A 21113-nucleotide genomic window follows, 5' to 3' on the forward strand; every position below is an offset into this window, starting at 1 on the left:
ACGAATGTTGAAAATTTTAATGTAATGATGGCGTTTGATCCGACCCCATTATTTTCAAAAAATTCATTAAGTCTTTCCTCTAATTCCTCAGGCGATCGCCCGACGACTACTTTAGAATGCAACATGATCATCACTCCGTTTCATTATGGTAGGTTCGAGTTTAGTAATTGCCTGATCGTATAAATGTTAAACCTTTATTTTTTCGACTTGCCCCACTCTCTCTCTATCCGCTATGGTGAAATGGAGTCATTCAACTATTGAAGAACAGGAGTGAAGTCTGATGGAACAAATCAATTTTGATGAAACGATCGAGAAACGAAATACAGGATCCGTCAAGTGGGACGGGCTCCCTTCGCTATATGGATCAGATGAGCTGATTCCAATGTGGGTCGCCGACATGGACGTCCGTCCACCCCACAATTTGACAGAACGATTGACTAGACGTGCTGCTACAGGTCATTTCGGTTACTCGATGTTTGAAGACGAAGCCAAACGAGCAATTCAACAATGGTTTCAAAAGCGATATGACGTCACAATCACTACTGATTCCATTCTCTACTCAAGTGGTGTTGTTCCAGGACTTGCACATACTGTCCTCGCACTGACGGAACCGAGTGATGAAATCATCATCCAGACACCGGTCTATCCTCCATTTCATCAAATCATTCAGTCTAATCAACGACAACTCATTGAAAATCCGCTTCTTTTAGACGGTGAGACGTACCAGACTGACTTTTCACTTCTCGAACGGCAAATGCGAACAGCACGTATGATGATTCTTTGTAGCCCGCATAATCCAAGCGGTAAAGTCTATCCGAGAGAAGAATTACAACAAATCGTCGAACTCGCGAAGCAACATGATGTTTATCTTGTATCCGATGAGATTCATGCGGACCTCGTCTATACAGGTTCCGTGCACACGCCCATTCTCGGTTTGGATTATGAAAAACTCATTTTAGTGAGTGCCCCATCCAAAACGTTCAATATTCCGGGTCTCTATGCGTCTTATCTAATCGTACCTGACATCTCGATTCGTCAACAAATCGAACGTGTCCAACAACGTCATTTCGTTCACCCGAATGCATTGGCTTCGACTGCGATTTCAGCAGCGTATGGTGATGCTATGAGTGAACAATGGCTGTCACAATTACTTGTGTATTTAGAAGGAAATCGTGACCATGCCATCCGTCGGATTCGCCAAGAGATGCCAAAATTAGACGTTGTCATTCCAGAAGCAACTTTCTTGTTGTGGATCGACTTCAAAGCACTCAAACTGGATAGTAAAACACGAGCAGATTGGCTCGTCAAGGAGGCAAAAATCGCTCTAACACATGGTTCTTCGTTCGGATCTGGCGGAGAAACATTTGAACGGTTAAATATCGGGTGTCCTCGTGCACAATTAGATCAGGCATTAGACCGTTTAAGCTCCGCATACCAACAGTTTTGGACCCATTAACATGACACGAATGATCCTAATTTATTAGGGTCATTTATTTTTCATTTAATTATTCTGAACATTCGAACTAGTAGAACTTCAACAGGGACTAAAACCGTCCCAATCCCTTAAGGCACTAGGCGTAGCGGTACTTTTCATGAATTTGACGTGACTTGCAAAGTCGTTTTATCCCCTGTAAGGTGGGGAACATATCATTTGGCGAATGAGTCAATACATGCTTGATCGCTGAAAAAAACTATTGCATTTGGAGGATTTAACTTTATGACGCAAGAATGGATTTCAATCATCCTGTATCTTGTTCTCATGTTGGCAATCGGTTATTTTGCCTACAAGCGAACGACGAATACAGAAGATTACATGTTAGGCGGACGCGATCTCGGTCCAGGTGTCACAGCACTCTCTGCTGGTGCATCGGATATGAGTGGATGGATGCTCATGGGACTTCCCGGCGCCATGTACGCGACAGGTGTTTCAGCACTCTGGCTCGCACTCGGATTATTGATTGGATGTTACGTAAACTATTTAGTACTCGCACCACGTTTTCGACTTTATACGGAAATGGCGAACGACTCGATTACGATCCCTGATTTCTTAGAGAATCGTTTTGAAGACAAATCACGTGTGCTTCGTACTGTATCAGCACTCGTCATCATCATCTTCTTCACGTTCTACACATCAGCTGGAATCGTCTCAGGTGGAAAATTATTTGTCAGCTCATTCGGATTTGATTACCACTATGGTATGCTCTTGACGATTGCGGTCGTAATCGCCTACACGTTATTTGGCGGTTTTCTCGCAGTTAGTTGGACCGACTTCGTCCAGGGCTGTATCATGTTCATCGCACTCGTGCTTGTTCCTGTCGTCGCATTGACAGACGTCGGCGGAGTCGATGGTGCATACAACTACGCTGAAAAATTAGACCCTTCGTTGTTTGATCCACTTAAAGGAACAACAGTTCTTGGAATCATCGGATTCCTTGCCTGGGGACTTGGTTACTTCGGTCAACCACACATCATCGTCCGTTTCATGGCGATTCGCTCAGTCAAGGATTTAAAAAGCGCCCGTCGTATCGGGATCGGATGGATGTTCATCTCGATTCTTGGTGCGATGATGACAGGACTCGTCGGAATCGCCTATTTCGAAGGTCAAGGGAACGGACTTGGCGACCCGGAAACGGTCTTTATCCGCTTCTCTGACGTACTGTTCCACCCTTATATCACTGGGTTCTTGATGGCTGCGATTCTTGCAGCAATCATGTCGACGATTTCATCACAGTTGCTCGTTACTTCGAGTGCGTTGACAGAAGATTTTTATAAAACGTTCTTGAAAAAGGATGCAACGGATAAACAACTCGTCTTTACTGGTCGAATCTCTGTGCTTCTCGTAGCAATCGTTGCAAGTGTACTCGCTTGGAATCCGTCAGCGACGATTCTTGCACTTGTCGGTTATGCATGGGCTGGATTCGGTTCTGCCTTTGGTCCGATCATCTTGCTTTCTCTCTACTGGAAACGGATGACGAAACAAGGTGCACTGGCTGGTATCATCTCAGGTGCCTTGACTGTCATCATCTGGGTTCAACTCGGACTTAGTACGACGCTTTACGAAATGGTACCTGGATTCTTCACAAGCTTGATCTTTACGGTCGTTGTCAGCTTGATGACGAAACAACCAGTCAATGCCGTTCAGGAAACGTTTGAAGAGATGGAAGACGAATTAAAAGACGCTGTTCAATAATCAGCGAATAACGAGTAAGACCTCTGCCGTATGATTGGCAGAGGTCTTTTTTTGATCTACAGTTCAATCACGCCATAATGCAACTTCGACGTTTTACGCTTTGTTCGTTCGAACCCAAACCGTTCAAACAAGGGGCTCTCATAATGTGCTTTTAAAACGATACGCTGACGTGCCACACGCTTCGCCTCCACCATCGCTTCCACAGATAAAGCTTCATAGTTCGCAAGCGTTCGTAAAGCGTCGAGATGCGTCGATTCTTCGACGGTCTGTTCGAACATAGGATCAAAGTAGATGACATCAAAGGAGTTATCCGGACATTCTTTCAAAAAGGCTAAATGGTGTTTGACTTTCACTTCGATTCGTCGCATCGCTTGATTGATCGGTTCGTAAGATTCTTCCCACCGTTTTAATCCATTCTTGACGACAAATGCTGTCTCAACCCGGCTTTCTAACCCGATGATCCGCCCCCGCTCTCCGATGGAATGACTCATGACAATGGCATCTGCTCCAAGACCAAGTGTGCAGTCAAGCACACGCATCCCTTCCGATAAGCGTCCGATTGTAACGAGAGGATCGCCTCCTCCTGCATCAATTTGTTTGATGCGAAACACCGCACTTGAAGGATGGAAAAAGAACGATGTGGTCTCACCTAGTGGATATAAATCAAGCCGTTGTTTATCGACGACAAGCACCGGTAATCCTGTCTCCTGTTGCAAGTGTTCTATGCTTTTTTTCTGACGCACGACATAGATAAAATGTATCGTCTCATCCGCTAACAACTGCTTCACACGATGATGCACGTCGTCAGTCGGACGAAGACATGTCGTCAGTCCAATGGTTGGTTTCATAATGCGTTCCTCCATAAAAAAATAAGCTAGCCGGAGCTAGCTTATTTCTTTTTCTTCAATAATCCTTCGATATCTTCAATCAATGCTTTTTTCGAAATTAGGTCTTCTTGCTTTTCCTGTTCGACTTTTGCATCGACCGTGGTCCGCTTCATGAGTGCCTGAAGCGTTTCATCGATGCTTGACTTCAAATGATCGCGGTCTTCTTTATTAAGGGAAAGATCATGTTGAACTTCATCCCCTTGTTCATCTAATTGGCGTAAGCGTTCCGTCAATTGTTTCGCTTCACGATTCAAGTCCGAATACAATCGTTCGATTTGCTCTAGACGCAATTTGATTCCGTCACGTTCTGTGAACACGTTTTCCAGCCCCTTCCAGTATGCAGTTGTCTACATCATTACTTTACCATATTCCACGGGAATTAAAACAATCACAAGATGATTACAGAATGACTTTTTTTATATTTGTCACTACGCATCGGCTTTAGTTAATTTTTGCAATTGCACGGAGGGTATCGCTATAATGTAAACGAAGCATCAATTGGGATGAGGGAGGATTTTGTGATGGAATTGAGACGTCGAACATTACGTCATGTCGATCAAGCTGAGTACGATCATTTCTTGAAGTATGGCGAGCAAGCATATGGACTGACTCCGCAAGAAATCAAAGGGTATGACCATGAGCTTGGAGAAGAGCGGGCTTTTGATTCCGTCGAGCACAGCTATCCTGAAGATTATTACTTTGATATCGTTGAAGCGGATACGATCATGGGGCGGGTTCTGCTCTTAAAAATGGGTCACTACTTCCAACTCGACTTCATGGTGTTTGATCCCTATACGCGTCGGGGTCTAGCTACTCAAGCAGTTGCTGAAGCATTGACGTATTCTGGGGTACTAGATCGTCACGAAGTACGCGCGCGTGTCCTTGAACAATCACCACACGCTTCGTTTGCAAAACGCATTTTGGAAGCGAATGATTTTACGTCGACAGAGAACTATTACGTCAAAGGAAGACGTCGTCGGTACTCTCTGCAACGAATGGGCTAAAGACCATCCGAAAGACCATGAAACTCATGGTCTTTTTTTAATGCCCCTCATCGCTTCGTCACCTTTGACAGTTGATGAATTTCAGCGTACAATTTTCATCTGTATGAACAGAAAGGAGTACATCTCATGAACGAATGGTTATGGATCCCTTCCATTTTTTTAACGATGGGATTATTGATTTTCAGTTATTATTTATTTGGTAAGACAGGATTGTTGATGTGGATTGCCATCGCAACAATCATTGCAAACATCCAAGTCACACAAACCGTCGATATTTTTGGTTTCGTCTTCACGTTAGGGAACGTCGTGTATGGCAGTTGTTATCTAGCGACAGATATCCTCAATGAAAAATACGGAAAACAGGTCGCTCGTAAAGGCGTCTATATGGGGTTCTTCTCCCTGATCACGACGACCGTCCTCATGCAGTTCAGTCTCTTGTATACACCACTTGCTGATAAGGCTGCACTCGAAACATCCGATTCCTTGCATTTATTGTTTGGACTCTTACCATGGATTGCTGTTGGTAGTCTTGCCGCTTATCTCGTCTCGCAACTATTCGATGTCTTTATCTATTCAAAGATCCGTCAGAAGACAGGCGAACGTAAGCTTTGGTTACGGACGACAGGGTCAACCGTATTAAGTCAATTGCTTGATACGTTGACGTTTTGTGCGATTGCCTTTCACGATATGCCCTTCTCCATCTGGTGGCAAATCTTCATTACGACGTATCTTGCGAAATTCGTCGTCGCTTGGTTCGCGACACCATTCATGTATTTAGCAAAACGTATCCACCCAACGAAACAATCGTCAGACGCTGCTGCATGATCTAAAAAAAACTAGAAGACTTGACGAAATTGTCGGATAATGGGAGTGGAGGTGCCTACATGAAAATTAAACGGAATGAACCCTTTCGATATACGCTGAAAAAACCAATAACAGGTGAATTTCATTTATTGAAAAATGACCAGCGTACTCCTAAAGGGCTGATGAAAATTCATAATATCTCACCGAACGGACTAGCAATCAGCACAGAACTAAAACTTCCACTCCTCAAATCAATGAAAATCGTGGTTGAGTTCTCATTGATCGAGGGTCAAGAACCTTTGTGCATCGAAGGTCAGTTATTGCACGAGAAGCCAGTGGGTCCCGAAAGACTGTATGGCATCCGCCTCAATCCATCAACGACTGATCGTGATACAATCATCGCTCAGGTTAAACAAGTCGCTCAATTGGAGCGATAATTTATAAAGAAAGGGTGGCAGAATGATGATCTGCCACCCTTTTCTCGTAAAAAATGACGCGTCACACGCAACTTCTATAGGAAACAGCGCATTTATGCGCTTCAGAGACAAACAAGACCCGCTTTCCTGCTTGAATGAAGTAGGAAAGCGGGCTTAGTGTCTCGCCTGAGAAAGGGGCGTGAAAAGACGCGTCATTCTTTTTTTGAGTCAGCCCTCTGTTTTATGGCTAGATGAATCAACCTTCAAACGTACGGAAGACGACTGCCTCATAAGGTCGAAGTGTGAGTTCGTCGGTAATGACGGACTCTTCATAGTTTCCGATGACCCGATCTGACGTATCATGCGTAGACGGAATATTCACATCATGATCCGCAAACGAACAGTAGACATACCATGTCTCCCCTTCAAGCGTTCGTGAGTAGGCGTAAACTTCTGGATGATCTTCGAGTAAGAGTTGATAGCGACCATAGACGACGAGCTCATGGTCATGTCGTAGACGAATCAACTGTTGATAGTAATAAAAGATGGATTGCTCATCTGCAAGCGCCTGTTCGACGTTGATTTCCGGATAGTTTGGATTGACCTTCAACCACGGTGTTCCCGTTGAGAAACCAGCGTTCTCCGACGCATCCCACTGCATCGGTGTCCGCGCATTGTCTCGTCCTTTGATATGGATGGAACGTAGTAGTTCAGCCGGTGATGCCCCTTGTTCCGTACGTTCTTTCCACATGTTTCGAATTTCGATATCTTCATAGTCCGCGATGTCTTCAAAAGCGACGTTCGTCATGCCGATTTCCTCGCCTTGATAGATATATGGCGTCCCTTTTAACAAATGCAACAATGTAGCAAGCATTTTAGCTGACTCGACGCGGTACGTCGTGTCATTTCCGAATCGACTAACGACACGGGGTTGATCGTGGTTGTTCCAATAGAGCGAGTTCCAACCCGTCTCATGTAAGGCCGTCTGCCATTTGGTGAAGTTTTGCTTGAGTTTAAGTAAATCAAACGGAATGACGTCCCATTTCCCATTCGGACCTGAATCGAGATCCATATGTTCGAACGTAAAGACCATGTTGACCTCTTTACGTGCCGGATCCGTGTAAAGAATGGCATCATCCGTCGTCGCTCCTGGCATCTCACCGACTGTCAGGACATCGTATTTACCGAAGGAGTCTTCGTTCATCTCGTGTAAAAACTCATGGACACGCGGTCCGTTGATATAATGTTCTCCACCATCTCCATACAGTGCTCCTGGATGGACCGTCGCATCTGGTAAGCCGGGTGTCTTCGAAATCAAGTTGATGACATCCATTCGGAAACCATCAATCCCTCGATCCAACCACCGACGAATCATCCCGTACACATCATGACGCATCTGCTCATTTTCCCAGTTCAAGTCAGGCTGCTTCTTCGAGAATAAGTGTAAGTAATACTCATTCGTTGTTTCATCATATTCCCAGGCAGGTCCAGAGAAAATCGATCCCCAGTTGTTTGGTAGCGAACCGTCTGGATTTGCCGGGCGCCACATATAATAATCCCGATATGGATTGTCCTTGCTTTGACGCGACTCCGCGAACCACTGATGTTCATCTGACGAATGATTGATGACGAGGTCCATGACGATTTTGATATCTCGTGCATGTGCCTCATCTAGAAGACGATCAAAATCATCCATCGTCCCGAATTCCTTCATGATGGCTTCATAATCACGGATATCATAGCCATTATCGTCATTCGGTGAATCATAGACAGGACTTAGCCAAATGACGTCGATACCAAGTGTCTTCAAATAATCCAACTTTTCGATGATTCCGTTCAAGTCACCGATTCCATCCCCATTCGAATCATTATAACTACGTGGGTAAATTTGATAAACGACACTATCATGCCACCATTTACGTTCCATCCTCAACACTCTCCTCTTTTATGTACGTAACGTGCTACATATTGAGCAAACGATTGCATCAATTTGTAAAAGCGCTTTCAATTCTCACAACGTCATCTTAACATGTCCATGAGAGGTGCTCAAGCAAGAACCTTAACATATTTGATATCATGAAATATGAAATGCAAGTGTTTACTACATCCAAGATGATGGGAAAGAAAGGTATGAGAAAGGAGTGTGGACAAATGTATCGTCGATATTTGCTCTTCCTTGTCTGGGCGATTGCTATTGTCTTCATCTTATTATTTGGAAATAATCGTGTCTTTCCAGAAGGTTTCTTGATGTCGTTTTTACGTTTCGACCAAAGTCAATTTGATACATCCGCGTTAAGTTTATTTGCCTTACTCGGTATTTATCCGTTCGCTTTCTTTTTACTATTTCTAGATGAGAAACGATTCATGCGCCCCGGACCGCTCGTCGCAAGTATTGGATCGTTCTTCTTAGGTGCCTTCGTGTTGATGCCTTATGTCGCCCTCGCTATTCCAAGGAAAACGTTTCTTCCTTTTCGTCGTCGCGGGTGGATTCCTACCGTCGTCGCCTTACTCAGCGTCGTGACGACATTATTGCTTTGGATTGCTCTTGCTCGGTCTGATTGGAGTATATTCCGCATCTACTTTGAGACCAATCAATTCGTTCGAACGATGACCGTCGATTTGTTATTATTCTACATTCTGCAAGTCTATCTGCTCCGGCGCATTCGTGTTCGGAATGCACAATCACTAGAGTGGCAAGACGTGATTCCGCTCTTTGGCTTATTCCGTTATCTATTCGCAAGACATTTACCGACATCCTCAAAATCTTAATTTATGGTACAATGAAATTTGGATTTTTCGAAAAGGAGATGTCATCCGATGGAACAATATCATGCACTTTGCGAACACATTTTGGAACACGGAACAAAAAAGGAAGACCGGACGGGAACGGGAACACTCAGCGTGTTTGGTCACCAAATGCGCTTCTCCCTTCAAGATGGTTTTCCTCTCATTACGACGAAAAAGTTACATATGAAGTCGATCATCCATGAGTTGATTTGGTTCATCTCGGGTGATACGAATATTCGTTATCTACAGGAAAATGGTGTGCGGATTTGGAACGAATGGGCCGATGAGAACGGAAATCTAGGTCCTGTTTACGGGGCACAATGGCGCTCTTTTCCACGTCCAGATGGTACGACGGTCGATCAGCTAGCACAAGTCATTGAACAGATTAAGACGAATCCGGATTCTCGTCGTTTGATCGTCAGTGCTTGGAATCCTGGACAAGTCGATGAGATGGCTTTACCACCTTGTCATCTCTTGTTCCAATTTTATGTCGCTGACGGAAAACTATCATGCCAATTGTATCAACGTTCAGCTGATGTTTTCCTAGGCGTACCATTTAATATTGCATCTTATGCGTTACTGACACATATGATTGCTCATGTGTGTGGACTTGAGGTTGGTGACTTCGTTCATACGCTCGGTGACGCTCATATCTATTCAAATCATATTGAACAAGTTAATCTTCAGTTGACGCGTACCCCGAAAAAATTACCGACGCTGCGCTTCGCTCGAACAGTCGATCGTATTGAAGACTTCCGCTTCGAAGACATCATCATTGAAGGCTATGATCCTGATCCGCACATTAAAGGTGTGGTAGCCGTATGATCACACATATCGTAGCGTTTACAAAAAATCATGTCATCGGTCGTGACAATGCGATGCCTTGGCACCTTCCAGCTGATTTAGCTCACTTCAAGCGTACGACGATTGGCAAACCGATCATCATGGGACGAAAGACGTTCGAATCCATCGGACGACCGTTGCCCGGTCGAGAGAACATCGTCATTACGCGCGATCAGACGTTTGCAGCCGAAGGTGTAACGGTATGGCATGATTTATCTGCTTTACAACCATACGTCGATTCAGAAGAAGAAGTCTTTTTAATTGGTGGTGGAGAGTTGTTTGCTCAAACGCTTCCTCTTGCTCGCCGCTTGTATGTCACCGAAATTGATGCGGTTCTTTCTGGAGATGTACATTATCCCGAAATCCCGTCTTCATTTCAGATTACTTCCGAAATACATTATGATGCGGTCGAGGGAAACGATTATCCGTTCATCATTCGTCGATATGATCAGTAACTAAAAAACAGCCACATTGCTCCGTATGATGGACGAATGTGGCTGTTTTTTTAAGGAATTTGCATGATCCATTCAGCAATCCATTCCTCCATATCAGAATCGATCTGTGAGGTCATGATATAGTCTGTCGCACCGCATGATAGCGCATTGGCTAAACGATCGTCTTCTTGATCCGTCACGACCAAAGCATCAATGATCGATTCCCGTTGTTGTCTCCACTCCTCTAATCGTACAAAGTTCTCGCTTGCTAACTGATCGAGTGAAAGAATCGCCAATTGTATTGGCGACGTCCGTTGATCATCTAGCGGAATCACCTCAATATGGTATTTCGGATGACCCGGCATATCAAGCGTATGTACCTGTTTAAGGAATCCTTCCTCGACACGGATATAGACTGGTATTTTTTCGATCGATATCGCTGTCGAATAGGACACCACTTGATTACGACCATTACGTTTCGCTTGATACAGAGCTTCATCTGCCTCTGCTGTTGCTTGCGCCAGGGATGTGAGGAGATCAAAAGCAAAGGAGAGACCAATCGAAACCGTTACTTTTAATCCGTTCGCAAAAATATGGCGCTCGACACGCTCGCGAATTTTATTCATACTCGCAACGGCTTGCGGTACTGTTTCTGCTGAAAACAATAAGATGAATTCCTCACCACCGAAACGAATGAATTCATCATCGAGACGAGCGGCTTGTTGAACGATGGTAGCTAGTTCGGAGAGGACCAAATCCCCCGTTGGATGTCCATGTAAATCATTGATCCTCTTAAAATGATCGATATCAAAAATCGCTAACCCAAATGTCCGCTGTTCACGTTCGAGACGTGCTACGCGACGATCAAAGGCATTTTGGAGGTATTTCCGGTTATAAGCTCCCGTCAGTTCATCGACCAAGATCGTCGAAGATACGACCCTTAATTTTCGTAATAGTCTCGCTAGACGAACATGTCGTTCTTCATTCGTCACTGTCTCATCCCAGTAGTCATCGGCTCCCATCTCATAGCTGACTTGACGAATATCAGACCGGTTTGGACCTACGATGATGACGGGAACGAATGCTGACTCCATTTGTTTGATCAGTTTTTGGAACAACTCCAATGATTCCACGATAGATGAATGGTCGATAATGACGGCATCCATAGCAATATCATGTGATATCGACAACGTGTCTTCCACCGAACTGAAGAATCGTGACATATAGCGCTCCTGTTCGAGCGATTTTTTCCATTTGATATTCTCAAGAAAACGTCTTGTCACAGTGACGACCAATTCTTTTCGAATCCGGTTGGCGCGTGAACGGTCCGACAACTGATCGACGATTGGCTGCAGTAATTCTTTAACGATTGGCTGCGTGATGACCGCATTCATTTGTTCCCACGTCGCTTTTTCCCGACTCACTTGATCGGCAAGTCCTCTGAACAGTTCCTCTCTCCCGAGTCCTTCAAGCCAGCTTGCCAATGCGAGTAGTTCTGTTCGTGGCACGGCCGGCATCCGAAGTAACGTCTCGACCATGATGATCGTCTGTTGCAGTTGTTTTTCTATTCGTTTTCGACTTCGTTCCATCCAATCCCCTCTCTTTCTATACATCCGAAGAACAATCCTCGGATAAAGAGAAAGCGAGGGAAATCCCCCGCTTTTTCAACTCACGCTTTTAAGTTCGGACGGACCATATCTGCTGGTACGATCCATTGATCATATTGTTCTTCTGTTAGTAGACCAGTCGCAAGTGCTGCTTCTTTTAAGGTTGACCCGGATTGATGCGCTGCCTTTGCAATTTTCGCCGCATTCTCATATCCGATATGCGGGTTGAGTGCAGTGACGAGCATCAACGAACGTTCGACGTTCTCAGCGATGACGGACTGTTCTGGTTCGATTCCGATCGCACAGTGTTCATTGAACGAATGCAAGGCATCTGTCAGTAAACGAACCGATTGTATGAAGTTATACATGATGACCGGCTTGAAGACGTTTAGTTCGAAGTTTCCTTGACTTGCAGCAAAACCAATCGTCGCATCGTTTCCAAGGACTTGCGCTGCGACCATCGTCAACGCTTCACTTTGAGTCGGATTGACTTTCCCCGGCATGATTGAGCTTCCCGGCTCATTTTCTGGAATCGTAATTTCGCCGATTCCTGCTCGTGGACCTGACGCGAGCCAGCGAACGTCGTTTGCGATCTTCATCGCGTCCATCGCTAACGCTTTGACCGCACCATGCGTAAAGACGAGTTGATCGTGGCTGGTTAGGGCGTGGAATTTGTTTTCCGCGCTCGTGAATTCATATCCCGTCTCCTCGCTCATCTTTTGCGCAGCCAAATCACCGAAGTCCGGATGTGCGTTGATGCCCGTTCCAACAGCCGTACCTCCGATTGCTAATTCTGTTAACGGATCAAGCGTCCGTTCGATCATCTGCTTCGAAAGTGCAAGCATCCGGACCCAACCGCTGATTTCTTGACCGAGTGTGATCGGTGTAGCATCTTGCAAGTGTGTCCGTCCAATCTTGACGATATCCGCAAACGCGTTCGCTTTTTCGTCAAGTGTCGCATGCAACGCATCGATTGCTGGGAATAGTGATTCCAGCAAGACTGTCTTCGCTGCTAAGTGCATCGCTGTCGGATATGTATCATTTGAACTTTGTGATTTGTTGACGTCATCATTCGGATGAATCGTCGTCTCACTGCCTTGTTCTTTCAACTTACGTGTCGCGACCCGAGCGATCACTTCATTGACGTTCATATTCGACTGTGTACCTGAACCCGTTTGCCAAACGACAAGCGGAAACTCATCATCGAATTTCCCCGCGATGATCTCGTCACATACTTCAGCGATGACACCCGCTTTTTCTGCCTCAAGCACGCCTAAGTCGCGGTTCGCAAGCGCCGCTCCTTTTTTCAGGACTGCAAAGGCACGAATAACTTCAATCGGCATTTTTTCCGTTCCGATCTTAAAGTTTTCTAGACTACGTTGTGTTTGTGCGCCCCATTCCTGCGCTTCTGGTACACGAATTTCCCCCATCGTGTCACGTTCTACACGGTATTCCATAAACAAATTCCCCCTTTTGATTATTTCTCTTTTAGTTTAACGCAAAAGTAGACAGAATGGGAATGAGAGAGACAGTTTTCGGGAATAGTTTATTATCGAAAAAAGGAGTGAAGATTTCATGTGGTTGATTAACTTAACGATTGTACTGCTTTTGATTCTAGCAAACGGTATTTTTGCGATGACTGAACTCGCTTTGCTTTCCTCTAAACGGTCCAAATTAGAGAAAGCAGCGAATGATGGCAAAAAGTCAGCCCATGTTGCGTTAGAGTTACTCGATCGACCAACCGATCTGTTATCGACTGTTCAAGTCGGCATCACGTTAATCGGAATCGTCAATGGTGCCTTTGGTGGTGCTGCTCTCTCAGGACCGGTCATCAAGTGGCTTGCTCAATTCGCGTGGCTCGCTCCTTATGCCAGTACGATCGGTTATATTCTCGTCGTAACGATCATCACCTATATTTCGCTCGTCATCGGTGAACTCGTTCCTAAGCGTATCGCCCTTGTCAGTCCAGAACGGGTCACGATGTGGCTTGCCCCACCGATGCGTTTTTTCTCGATTGTGCTTCGACCATTCATTTGGGTTCTAAGTAAGTCGACGAGTTCCATCTTCCGTTTGATTGGTCTGGATCGCCTGCAAACAGAAGACGAGACGGAAGACGAAGTCCGGCAATTACTGATTCGTGGTACGCAAGAGGGCACCTTCAATCGATCTGAAGCAGAGCAAGTCTCTCGTGTGTTTGATTTTCATGATTTGTACGCGTACGAACTGATGGAGCCGCGTACCGTTACCGAATGGATTGACTTAGCGGATGACTCCGACACGATCTTACAAGAGCTCCGGCAAGCGCGACATCGAAACTTACCGGTTGGTCATGGTGACCTGGATCACTTCGTCGGTTTCATCGATGCGAAAGAGGTGCTATCAACGGAACGACCTATCCAGGAACTTGAACGACTGATTCAGTCGCCACTGATCGTTCCCCGTCAATTGAAAGCAACCGTCTTGCTTGAACGGATGCGCAAAGAGACGGTATCCATCGCCTTTGTTCTTGATGAATACGGTGGTTTCCTCGGCATGATCACCTTATTCGACATCCTCGAAGCATTCGTTGGCGAAATTTCAAGCGTCGAGGAAGAACCGGAACTCGTCATGCGAAAGGATGGCTCCTTCCTCGCGGATGGTCTATTGCACATTGATGATTTAAAGCGGACGCTCGGTTATACAGAAGACTTACCCGGTGAACAGTTGAACGCCTATCATACGGTTGCTGGTTTGATTCTATATACGTTAGGTGATGTACCCTCCCGTGGAAGTACTGTCGAAATTGGACCGTACCGGTTTGAAGTCGTTGATTTAGACGGACGACGCGTCGACCAAATTCTGATCGAGCGCATCGAACATGAACAAACACCCCTACCGTGAGGATAGGGGTGTTTGTCGTCAATCATGCTTCGTATAATCGTAACGCTTCTCGTGCGACACGATCTGCTTTGTTCTCCGACCGTGGAATCCACTTCACGAAAGCGAGTGGTAAGAGTTGATAACGCGCAAAGGCAGGATCAAAAATCGTCTGTGTTCGTTTGTTCTTGACGAATTCGCGTTCGACTGCGAGTGCAACCGCTTCTGAATCCGTCCGAAACGAAATGACGCTCTCGCCTTGTGCAATCAGTTCGTGCGCCCAATCGACGGCTTTCGCAAAAGCAATAAATTCTGCTTCATGATTATTGATCGCTTGAATTTGATACATTTTTTCCGTGACTTCTCCCTCGGAATTTTTACTGAAAAGCCCAACCGCCGCTTCATCATTTGAAGGACGGACCGTACCGTCAAAATAAAGTTCAACCATGTTCAATTGCCGCCTCGATTCCTTTTCGTATCGCTTGTTCATCTAGCCCTTTCCCAATGAAGACGAGCGTCGTCTTTGGTTGTTCGCTAAATGGTTCTCTGATTGCTGTGCCGTAAATCATGCCAGTACCTTGTAAAATAACCTTTCGATCCGTATCTGCAAAATGAATGATTCCTTTATAGCGATAGAGATCTTCCGCATACGCTTCTAACACCTCACGTAGGACCATTCCGAATCGATTTCGGTTCAAGGGTCGTTCCTCGACGATCGTCAATGCCGTGAAATCCTCAACCGACTGATGAATCTGATCCGTTTGTTGACTGAGTCGTACTTGCTCTTCTTTTGGAAAATGGAACGTTTCAAACAGTCGGTCCGATTCAAGTTGAGCCTGTTCCGTTTCAATGATAGCTGCAGAAGGATTTCGTTCGCGCAGTAAAGCGGACAACGTTTCGCGCTTTGACTCGTCAATCAAATCCATTTTATTCAAGATCAGGACGTCAGCAAAGCCGATTTGTTTCACATTTTCTTGGAACGTCAGTTGACGTTCCAAGTGGTACGCATCGATGACTGTGACAACACTTGAAATCTGATAGGACTGTTCAACAGCCGGCTCAAAGTAGAATGTCTGTAGAATCGGTCCTGGGTCCGCAACGCCTGTCGTCTCAATCAATAATCGATCAAACGATAACTCCCCATCTCGACGGCGTTTTGCGATCCGTAGCAACGCATCCCGTAAATCGCCGCGAATCGAACAACAAATGCAGCCATTCGTCAATTCGATCATCTCTTCGTCACTTCGTTCAATCAATGCTTCATCAATATGAACAGAACCTACTTCATTGACGAGCAAGGCAAATTTTTCTGTCGGTTGAGAAACGAGATGATTGAGTAGCGTAGTTTTACCGGCACCTAAAAAACCAGTGATGACGGTCGTACGTATTTTGTCTTGCATGATTTCACTCCTTAGCGTCCTTGTTGCTGACGCCATTTTTCTTTTCGTGCATCGAGTAGATCAATCGCATGAAGATACCAAGCATCTGTCGTTTGCGGCGTAACACTTGATCCCCACTCGCGTTTACCATGGTGTGATAATACCATATGCATGAGACGGTGATAAACAGCACGCGGTAATCGGATATCTTCTTCTCGAAGTGTTTGTTCAAGAACAAAACAACCATATGGCATATGACCCATCAATACACCGTCCGGATCAAGCGCAATACCTGCCAGTTCTTCCTCTTCCTCTGTTACGTGCAACAGTCTTGAAAAACGATCTGTCGATGCACCCGCATGCGTATACTCCCATAGCTTTCCGATGTCGTGCAATAAAATACCGAGCAACAACTCATTCGGATTCGGTCGTTGATCTAACAGAGCAATCCCTTTTGCCGCTTGATAGAGGGCATCAAAACTGTCATCCCAAGAAAATTGACGTATCTCTCGTTCAGCTGCTTGGAAGAGTTCATTTTTATGATCGGCTTCTGCTTCTTGAATACATTTGAGTAGCGTCAAGTATGGTTGTTCACTATCACAGATTCCTCGACCAATCGTCATCATACAAGCAGTATGTTTCAGCAACCCACCGATATAGGCATGGTGATGAAACAGAGCAGCCGGTCGTGTTGAAAAATCCGCCCAGTACTGTCGCAGAATCGATAGTGCGATTTCTTGGTAAGGAGAATCAAGTTGATCGATTAGTCCAAACAACTGATCACGATACGTTTCAAGGGATTCATCTGCCGGTAATTGCGGCAAGAACTGCGTCGGTGAGGCATCATGAATCGGAGTGACGCGCTGAACGGTCAATGACTTGTTTCCGGATTGCGGCGGATATTCCTCTACCTTCGCCTCGACCCGAACGATTCGTGTTTCGAAATATGGACGAAGTGCTTCTTCTGCCGTTCCTTGATTGATCCACTGTTTTCCCTTACAAGATCCAGCGGGCGAATTGAACGTGAACTGTAACCATTCTCTCCCGGTTTGACCAGTACGGATTTCACCAGAGGCAACGAGTAACACTTCTTCGATTCGTTCACCCGGAACAAGCGTCTCTATCGAAAGTCCAATCGGTTGATTCGATTGATGGATGGAAAAAGCATCATTTCCATAAGAAGGCATTGTCACTTCCGGAAGTGCTTTGAATAATTGAATCACGTCATCTCACTCCTTTTTCTTCACTCATATCATAGCAGACACGATTTCATCACGACTACTAATAAACAGATATTGTAAGCGTTTTCTAAATGAATTATGATGAAACTGGAAGTCCATTTATGCTTAAGGAGGAGAAACGATGATTCGACCACTTACTCAACTATACAGTGAAGCTGTTGGCACACTCGATCAATGGACGGTATCCGAAATCGTGACACGCGATCAAATTCGGCAAGCTGTCCAGGTGTACGATCCATATCAAATGCATACGTCGTATGCTTTGGAACATTTGTTGATTCATGAATTGCGTGAGGCTTGTCATCATGTCCAAGAACAAGGGCTAACGTTGGCTGATGCGCAAACAGAGCTTCTCATCCTCTCTGCTTTCCAAAGTGATGCTGGCTACCAAGCAGAGGAAATTCAAGATATGTCTCCCACTGCAATCAAACGGCACTTGTCTTCGCTAGACGCCGCCTTCAACCGACTATTACATCAACTGTTTTTACATCAATCGCAACCAGACATCCTCTGTCAGCGATTCATGACGATCCTCTCAGGTGCGGTCGCCACAAAATGCGCAATCCGTGCTAAACGCCTCAAGGAAGCGACACTTGTTCATCCATAAAAAAAATCCTGACTCATGTGAGTCAGGATTTTTCATTCAACGACCTGGCATTCCAGCTCCTTGATTGGTTTTGTATGAAAATGCGGCGTTCCGCTTCGTCATATTCTATAGTCATCATGCCAAACTATTCAAGTCCTGTCAATTCTTTTCTAAAAAAAAAGTGGACCGATTTTCGATTGAAAATCAGTCCGAATGGAAGAGTGAATAATTACCATGGCAATGCTTGATTTCATCATACAATGCTATGGAAGCGTTTACAACCCTTTTTCGTTAAATTTTTTCAAGAAAATATTCGTTTGCGAGTGGCAAGTGGATGACTTCGATTCCACTTTGTCGCATCAGGTTCAGTCCGTCCCCATACTCATACCCTGTCGAATAAACGACACGATCGATTTTAGAAGCGATGAGCGCTAAACTACACGCATGACACGGACTATGTGTGACATAAGCTGTTGCATGACGCGCGCTCGTCGAATCAGCTGCTAGCTTACCGAGCGCGTTGATTTCAGCATGAATCTCATGTTGCTTCGACCATTCATGGTGTTCTTCCTGATTTTCGCACCGATAAAAGAGAGTTCCGTTTCGTTCAACCGATTCTTCAACAATCGGGTGGTCAGGACGTGATGTATAGAGAATACCATCTTGCTTTAAGTAAATTTCGTTGCAATTCACATGCTGACTAGGTGTTCCGTTTATTCCGATCGAAATTGGCTTTTCATCTTTAACGATGACACAGGCAACGGATTTTGAGGCACATTTTGAATGACGGTCTGCCATCATCCGTGCGAATAATAACCATGTCGTATCCCATTTCAACTGCTTCTCTTCATTATTCATTCAAACTCTCCTTTCATGAAGGAAAGGAACACGAAATGTCGTGTTCCTTAGTATGGTCGATTCGGTAATTCTCTGCTTTTTGAGGCGACTTCGATGACTTTTTGTTTCAATTCATTCTCCATTCGCTCTAGTTCATGCTCTGCGTCGCGGCGTTTTTGTTTTCCTTCTTGTTGGATGCGTAATGTCTCATCCAGTGTCTCGATCAAGTTTTGGTGCGCTACTTTTAACGATTCGACGGATACGATGCCTTTTTCGTTTTCTTCCGCAATTTCAATCGACGATTCCTTCAGCAACTTCGAATTTTGCTCAAGTAACTGGTTCGTCGTATTGGTGACATCCTTCTGCATTTCAAGTGCTGCTTTTTGACGCGACAGACTCAAAGATAGGACAACTTGGTTCTTCCAAAGTGGAATCGTATTGACGACTGCTGATTCAATTTTTTCCGCTAGAATTTGGTTATTTTGTTGAATGACACGAATTTGCGGTGCCATCTGCAAGCTAATTGTTCGGGATAATTTTAAATCATGGATTTTCTTTTCAAAACGATCCGTCAATTGAATCAAGTCATTCAATTCCTGTAACTTCGTTTGATCCCGCGATACCTCGACTTCCGTTCGTAACGGTTCGATTTCATGTTGACGAACGTGAGCGATTTTCGTCTCGCCAGCTGCAATATAGACGTTTAATTCCTCAAAATAACGCTTGTTCTTTTGATACATTTGATCGAGTAACGTGATGTCTTTCATCAATCCAAATTTTGATCGATCAAGATTGTGTACGACTTCTTCGAGATAAGCGCTCATTTTCTCGTATTGCAAGAAATACGTTTCCGCTTTTTTCTTCGCCCGACCGATGACCGGCACGTTCGACCAGAAGCTCTTTTTTTCTTGAAGCGTATCTGGATCCATTTGGCGGACACGCTGCATTAAGTCACTCAGTAATTTCCCTGCTTCCCCGCCGTCCTTCATCTTCACTTCACTTAAGACTTGATCAGAGAATTGGGATAGTTCACGCTGAACGGGCGCCCCGAATTGCATGACGGCATCCGTTTTTTGTAGATCGATCACCTGCAGTAGACGTTCAATCTTTTGTCGTTGTTCTGCCGGAACATCCGAAGGAATCATTTCTTCGACAGGGCGAGCCGGCATTTTGGGCGGTGTCTCCGCTACGTTTAAGTCGACCGACGGATCAGAAATCGTCGGTTGATCTTGCTCATCAGGCCATTGTTGCCATGTATCTTTATCAGAATGGGTCATGTCGGTAACTCTCCTCCTGTTTTCGTTGTTCAGTCTCTTGCGTCAATACCTTTTCAATCGTTAAGAGTTCCCGTTCTAAATCAACGGTATCCCCTTCAAGCAACAAGGTTTGTTGTTGCTTTAATTTTTGTCCGATCATTTTCAAGTTCGAAATCAATTGATTTTTCGTATCCAATTGAACTTGAGCGCCACGGCGTTCCAAATCGGCATATTTTTCTGAAATCGACAGTAAGGAATCCAGATAGAACGTAAAGAAGTCCCGAACTTTTTTGACGTCGCGTGGACTTTCATATAACTCCTCGAACAAGACATGTGCTTCCCGTGAGACGATGCGCATCTCACTTCTGATTTCACTATCTCGAATAGAGGGAACGATTTGATCGTACGTCTGGATTTTTGTGAATCCTTCTTCGATCGTCCGTTGCAATACTTGAAGTTCTAAATCATCCGTCTCTTCAAATCGGCGTGTCGCCCGTTCCGGTTTTAAAATGACACTTCCGACGAACTCATCTTCGTCATCAAGTAGTAATTTCTTTTTCACATTTTTCCGCTTGATTTCGGTCGATTTCCGTTCTGTCCGATATCGTCGACCTGGTTTTGTTCGATAACCGCTCCAAATGAACCACAAACCAAGAGCGATGAAGATTCCCGAGAAGTTGAACGTATCGGCCAATTGTAGAAATACGAACATCATACCGATGGAACCAAATATCCACCATGAAGACTTCATGTCATCCCCTCTTCCTTCGTACTGATTCTTCTATCAGGTTTACGTGTCTTTATTTTAACATTACGTAACGTCTAACAAAAAGTTTCCCGTTTTTCCGAAATGTTACGCCTCGTGTATTTATATTTCAACATACTTTTAAAAATATCGCATCAGACCGAAGAATGAACTATTCGTTCTTTCTTTCGCATGATTCTTTTGACAACAAATAAGGTAGTCGACAAAATTGTCGACTACC

The 21113-nt window shown here is 44.9% G+C and carries 21 protein-coding genes; 10 read left to right on the plus strand and 11 right to left on the minus strand.

Translation table 11 applies throughout. The features are described from left to right. Positions 1-280: 280 nt before the first annotated feature. Together U719_RS09645 and putP are read left to right on the plus strand one after the other, a co-directional pair. Complete coding sequence (locus U719_RS09645; RefSeq protein ID WP_023468576.1) at positions 281-1456, plus strand: MalY/PatB family protein; 1176 nt, start codon at positions 281-283, stop codon at positions 1454-1456. 261 nt (positions 1457-1717) lie between these two features. After that, positions 1718-3190 (plus strand): sodium/proline symporter PutP, encoded by a 1473-nt coding sequence (gene putP / locus U719_RS09650; RefSeq protein WP_023468577.1) that lies wholly within the window; start codon positions 1718-1720, stop codon positions 3188-3190. Between the two features lie 56 nt (positions 3191-3246). Here putP and U719_RS09655 read toward each other — a convergent pair whose 3' ends face one another. Both U719_RS09655 and U719_RS09660 read right to left on the minus strand, forming a co-directional pair. Continuing rightward, complete coding sequence (locus tag U719_RS09655) at positions 3247-4038, minus strand: class I SAM-dependent methyltransferase (protein ID WP_023468578.1); 792 nt, start codon at positions 4036-4038, stop codon at positions 3247-3249. A gap of 41 nt (positions 4039-4079) precedes the next feature. Beyond that, entirely contained in the window at positions 4080-4394 is a 315-nt protein-coding gene (locus tag U719_RS09660; protein WP_023468579.1) for a hypothetical protein, read from the minus strand. Between the two features lie 204 nt (positions 4395-4598). Between U719_RS09660 and U719_RS09665 the strand changes: the two genes are divergently transcribed. The 3 genes from U719_RS09665 to U719_RS09675 all read left to right on the plus strand — a co-directional run bounded on the left by U719_RS09665 (position 4599) and on the right by U719_RS09675 (position 6322). After that, positions 4599-5081 carry a GNAT family N-acetyltransferase gene (locus U719_RS09665; protein ID WP_023468580.1) on the plus strand — a complete coding sequence of 161 codons (483 nt, stop codon included), beginning with the start codon at positions 4599-4601 and terminating at the stop codon, positions 5079-5081. Between the two features lie 126 nt (positions 5082-5207). Continuing rightward, positions 5208-5906 carry a queuosine precursor transporter gene (locus U719_RS09670; RefSeq protein WP_023468581.1) on the plus strand — a complete coding sequence of 233 codons (699 nt, stop codon included), beginning with the start codon at positions 5208-5210 and terminating at the stop codon, positions 5904-5906. 59 nt (positions 5907-5965) lie between these two features. Then, positions 5966-6322: a PilZ domain-containing protein gene (locus U719_RS09675; RefSeq protein ID WP_023468582.1), complete on the plus strand. Its 357-nt coding sequence runs from the start codon at positions 5966-5968 to the stop codon at positions 6320-6322. A 235-nt stretch (positions 6323-6557) separates the two neighbouring features. Here the strand turns inward: U719_RS09675 and U719_RS09680 are convergent, their stop codons facing one another. Beyond that, positions 6558-8228, minus strand: coding sequence for an alpha-glucosidase (locus tag U719_RS09680; RefSeq protein ID WP_023468583.1), 1671 nt, complete (start codon positions 8226-8228; stop codon positions 6558-6560). A 224-nt stretch (positions 8229-8452) separates the two neighbouring features. On the opposite strand from U719_RS09680, the gene U719_RS09685 reads away from it, so the two are divergent. From U719_RS09685 to U719_RS09695, 3 genes are read left to right on the plus strand one after another with little or no spacing between them, the layout of a single operon-like run. After that, positions 8453-9070, plus strand: a complete 618-nt coding sequence (locus U719_RS09685) for a hypothetical protein (RefSeq protein WP_023468584.1) — start codon at positions 8453-8455, stop codon at positions 9068-9070. Between the two features lie 48 nt (positions 9071-9118). Beyond that, the gene (locus U719_RS09690) at positions 9119-9913 is read left to right on the plus strand and encodes a thymidylate synthase (RefSeq protein ID WP_023468585.1); all 795 of its coding nucleotides are present in this window, start codon (positions 9119-9121) and stop codon (positions 9911-9913) included. Beyond that, complete coding sequence (locus tag U719_RS09695; protein ID WP_023468586.1) at positions 9910-10386, plus strand: dihydrofolate reductase; 477 nt, start codon at positions 9910-9912, stop codon at positions 10384-10386. Before U719_RS09690 ends, U719_RS09695 begins: the two co-directional genes overlap by 4 nt. 50 nt (positions 10387-10436) lie before the next feature. Here the strand turns inward: U719_RS09695 and U719_RS09700 are convergent, their stop codons facing one another. Together U719_RS09700 and fumC are read right to left on the minus strand one after the other, a co-directional pair. Then, complete coding sequence (locus tag U719_RS09700) at positions 10437-11954, minus strand: diguanylate cyclase (RefSeq protein WP_023468587.1); 1518 nt, start codon at positions 11952-11954, stop codon at positions 10437-10439. An 80-nt stretch (positions 11955-12034) separates the two neighbouring features. Next, complete coding sequence (gene fumC / locus U719_RS09705; protein WP_023468588.1) at positions 12035-13429, minus strand: class II fumarate hydratase; 1395 nt, start codon at positions 13427-13429, stop codon at positions 12035-12037. A gap of 118 nt (positions 13430-13547) precedes the next feature. Between fumC and U719_RS09710 the strand changes: the two genes are divergently transcribed. Further along, a complete protein-coding gene (locus U719_RS09710; RefSeq protein WP_035396939.1) occupies positions 13548-14852 on the plus strand; it encodes a hemolysin family protein in 1305 nt (434 codons plus the stop codon). Positions 14853-14874: 22 nt separating this feature from the next. Here the strand turns inward: U719_RS09710 and U719_RS09715 are convergent, their stop codons facing one another. From U719_RS09715 to U719_RS09725, 3 genes are read right to left on the minus strand one after another with little or no spacing between them, the layout of a single operon-like run. Then, positions 14875-15276, minus strand: a complete 402-nt coding sequence (locus U719_RS09715) for a reverse transcriptase-like protein (protein ID WP_023468589.1) — start codon at positions 15274-15276, stop codon at positions 14875-14877. Then, positions 15269-16228, minus strand: coding sequence for a GTP-binding protein (locus tag U719_RS09720; protein ID WP_023468590.1), 960 nt, complete (start codon positions 16226-16228; stop codon positions 15269-15271). The genes U719_RS09715 and U719_RS09720 overlap by 8 nt, the downstream gene beginning before the upstream one ends. An 11-nt stretch (positions 16229-16239) precedes the next feature. Then, on the minus strand, positions 16240-17430 hold the full coding sequence (locus U719_RS09725; protein ID WP_023468591.1) for an HD domain-containing protein: 1191 nt from the start codon (positions 17428-17430) through the stop codon (positions 16240-16242). Between the two features lie 139 nt (positions 17431-17569). Between U719_RS09725 and U719_RS09730 the strand changes: the two genes are divergently transcribed. Next, complete coding sequence (locus U719_RS09730) at positions 17570-18055, plus strand: hypothetical protein (protein WP_023468592.1); 486 nt, start codon at positions 17570-17572, stop codon at positions 18053-18055. Positions 18056-18325: 270 nt separating this feature from the next. On the opposite strand, the gene U719_RS09735 is transcribed toward U719_RS09730, so the two are convergent. The 3 genes from U719_RS09735 to U719_RS09745 are packed head-to-tail and all read right to left on the minus strand — an operon-like array spanning position 18326 to position 20878. After that, positions 18326-18892, minus strand: coding sequence for a deaminase (locus U719_RS09735; protein ID WP_023468593.1), 567 nt, complete (start codon positions 18890-18892; stop codon positions 18326-18328). A 47-nt stretch (positions 18893-18939) separates the two neighbouring features. Continuing rightward, positions 18940-20148, minus strand: a complete 1209-nt coding sequence (locus tag U719_RS09740) for a toxic anion resistance protein (protein WP_023468594.1) — start codon at positions 20146-20148, stop codon at positions 18940-18942. Next, a complete protein-coding gene (locus U719_RS09745) occupies positions 20135-20878 on the minus strand; it encodes a 5-bromo-4-chloroindolyl phosphate hydrolysis family protein (protein WP_023468595.1) in 744 nt (247 codons plus the stop codon). Before U719_RS09745 ends, U719_RS09740 begins: the two co-directional genes overlap by 14 nt. Positions 20879-21113 lie beyond the last annotated feature (235 nt).

It is taken from the genome of Exiguobacterium sp. MH3 (assembly GCF_000496635.1).
Classification (GTDB): domain Bacteria; phylum Bacillota; class Bacilli; order Exiguobacteriales; family Exiguobacteriaceae; genus Exiguobacterium_A; species Exiguobacterium_A indicum.

Excerpts from the sequence above, each read along its gene's own strand:
- putP (WP_023468577.1), top strand. The coding sequence starts at position 1,718 with ATGACGCAAGAATGGATTTCAATCATCCTGTATCTTGTTCTCATGTTG.
- U719_RS09715 (WP_023468589.1), bottom strand. The coding sequence starts at position 15,276 with ATGGTTGAACTTTATTTTGACGGTACGGTCCGTCCTTCAAATGATGAA.
- U719_RS09730 (WP_023468592.1), top strand. The coding sequence starts at position 17,570 with ATGATTCGACCACTTACTCAACTATACAGTGAAGCTGTTGGCACACTC.
- U719_RS09665 (WP_023468580.1), top strand. The coding sequence starts at position 4,599 with ATGGAATTGAGACGTCGAACATTACGTCATGTCGATCAAGCTGAGTAC.
- U719_RS09645 (WP_023468576.1), top strand. The coding sequence starts at position 281 with ATGGAACAAATCAATTTTGATGAAACGATCGAGAAACGAAATACAGGA.
- U719_RS09720 (WP_023468590.1), bottom strand. The coding sequence starts at position 16,228 with ATGCAAGACAAAATACGTACGACCGTCATCACTGGTTTTTTAGGTGCC.
- U719_RS09675 (WP_023468582.1), top strand. The coding sequence starts at position 5,966 with ATGAAAATTAAACGGAATGAACCCTTTCGATATACGCTGAAAAAACCA.
- U719_RS09695 (WP_023468586.1), top strand. The coding sequence starts at position 9,910 with ATGATCACACATATCGTAGCGTTTACAAAAAATCATGTCATCGGTCGT.
- U719_RS09655 (WP_023468578.1), bottom strand. The coding sequence starts at position 4,038 with ATGAAACCAACCATTGGACTGACGACATGTCTTCGTCCGACTGACGAC.
- U719_RS09740 (WP_023468594.1), bottom strand. The coding sequence starts at position 20,148 with ATGACCCATTCTGATAAAGATACATGGCAACAATGGCCTGATGAGCAA.
- U719_RS09680 (WP_023468583.1), bottom strand. The coding sequence starts at position 8,228 with ATGGAACGTAAATGGTGGCATGATAGTGTCGTTTATCAAATTTACCCA.
- U719_RS09690 (WP_023468585.1), top strand. The coding sequence starts at position 9,119 with ATGGAACAATATCATGCACTTTGCGAACACATTTTGGAACACGGAACA.
- U719_RS09735 (WP_023468593.1), bottom strand. The coding sequence starts at position 18,892 with ATGAATAATGAAGAGAAGCAGTTGAAATGGGATACGACATGGTTATTA.
- U719_RS09710 (WP_035396939.1), top strand. The coding sequence starts at position 13,548 with ATGTGGTTGATTAACTTAACGATTGTACTGCTTTTGATTCTAGCAAAC.
- U719_RS09670 (WP_023468581.1), top strand. The coding sequence starts at position 5,208 with ATGAACGAATGGTTATGGATCCCTTCCATTTTTTTAACGATGGGATTA.
- fumC (WP_023468588.1), bottom strand. The coding sequence starts at position 13,429 with ATGGAATACCGTGTAGAACGTGACACGATGGGGGAAATTCGTGTACCA.
- U719_RS09745 (WP_023468595.1), bottom strand. The coding sequence starts at position 20,878 with ATGAAGTCTTCATGGTGGATATTTGGTTCCATCGGTATGATGTTCGTA.
- U719_RS09700 (WP_023468587.1), bottom strand. The coding sequence starts at position 11,954 with ATGGAACGAAGTCGAAAACGAATAGAAAAACAACTGCAACAGACGATC.
- U719_RS09685 (WP_023468584.1), top strand. The coding sequence starts at position 8,453 with ATGTATCGTCGATATTTGCTCTTCCTTGTCTGGGCGATTGCTATTGTC.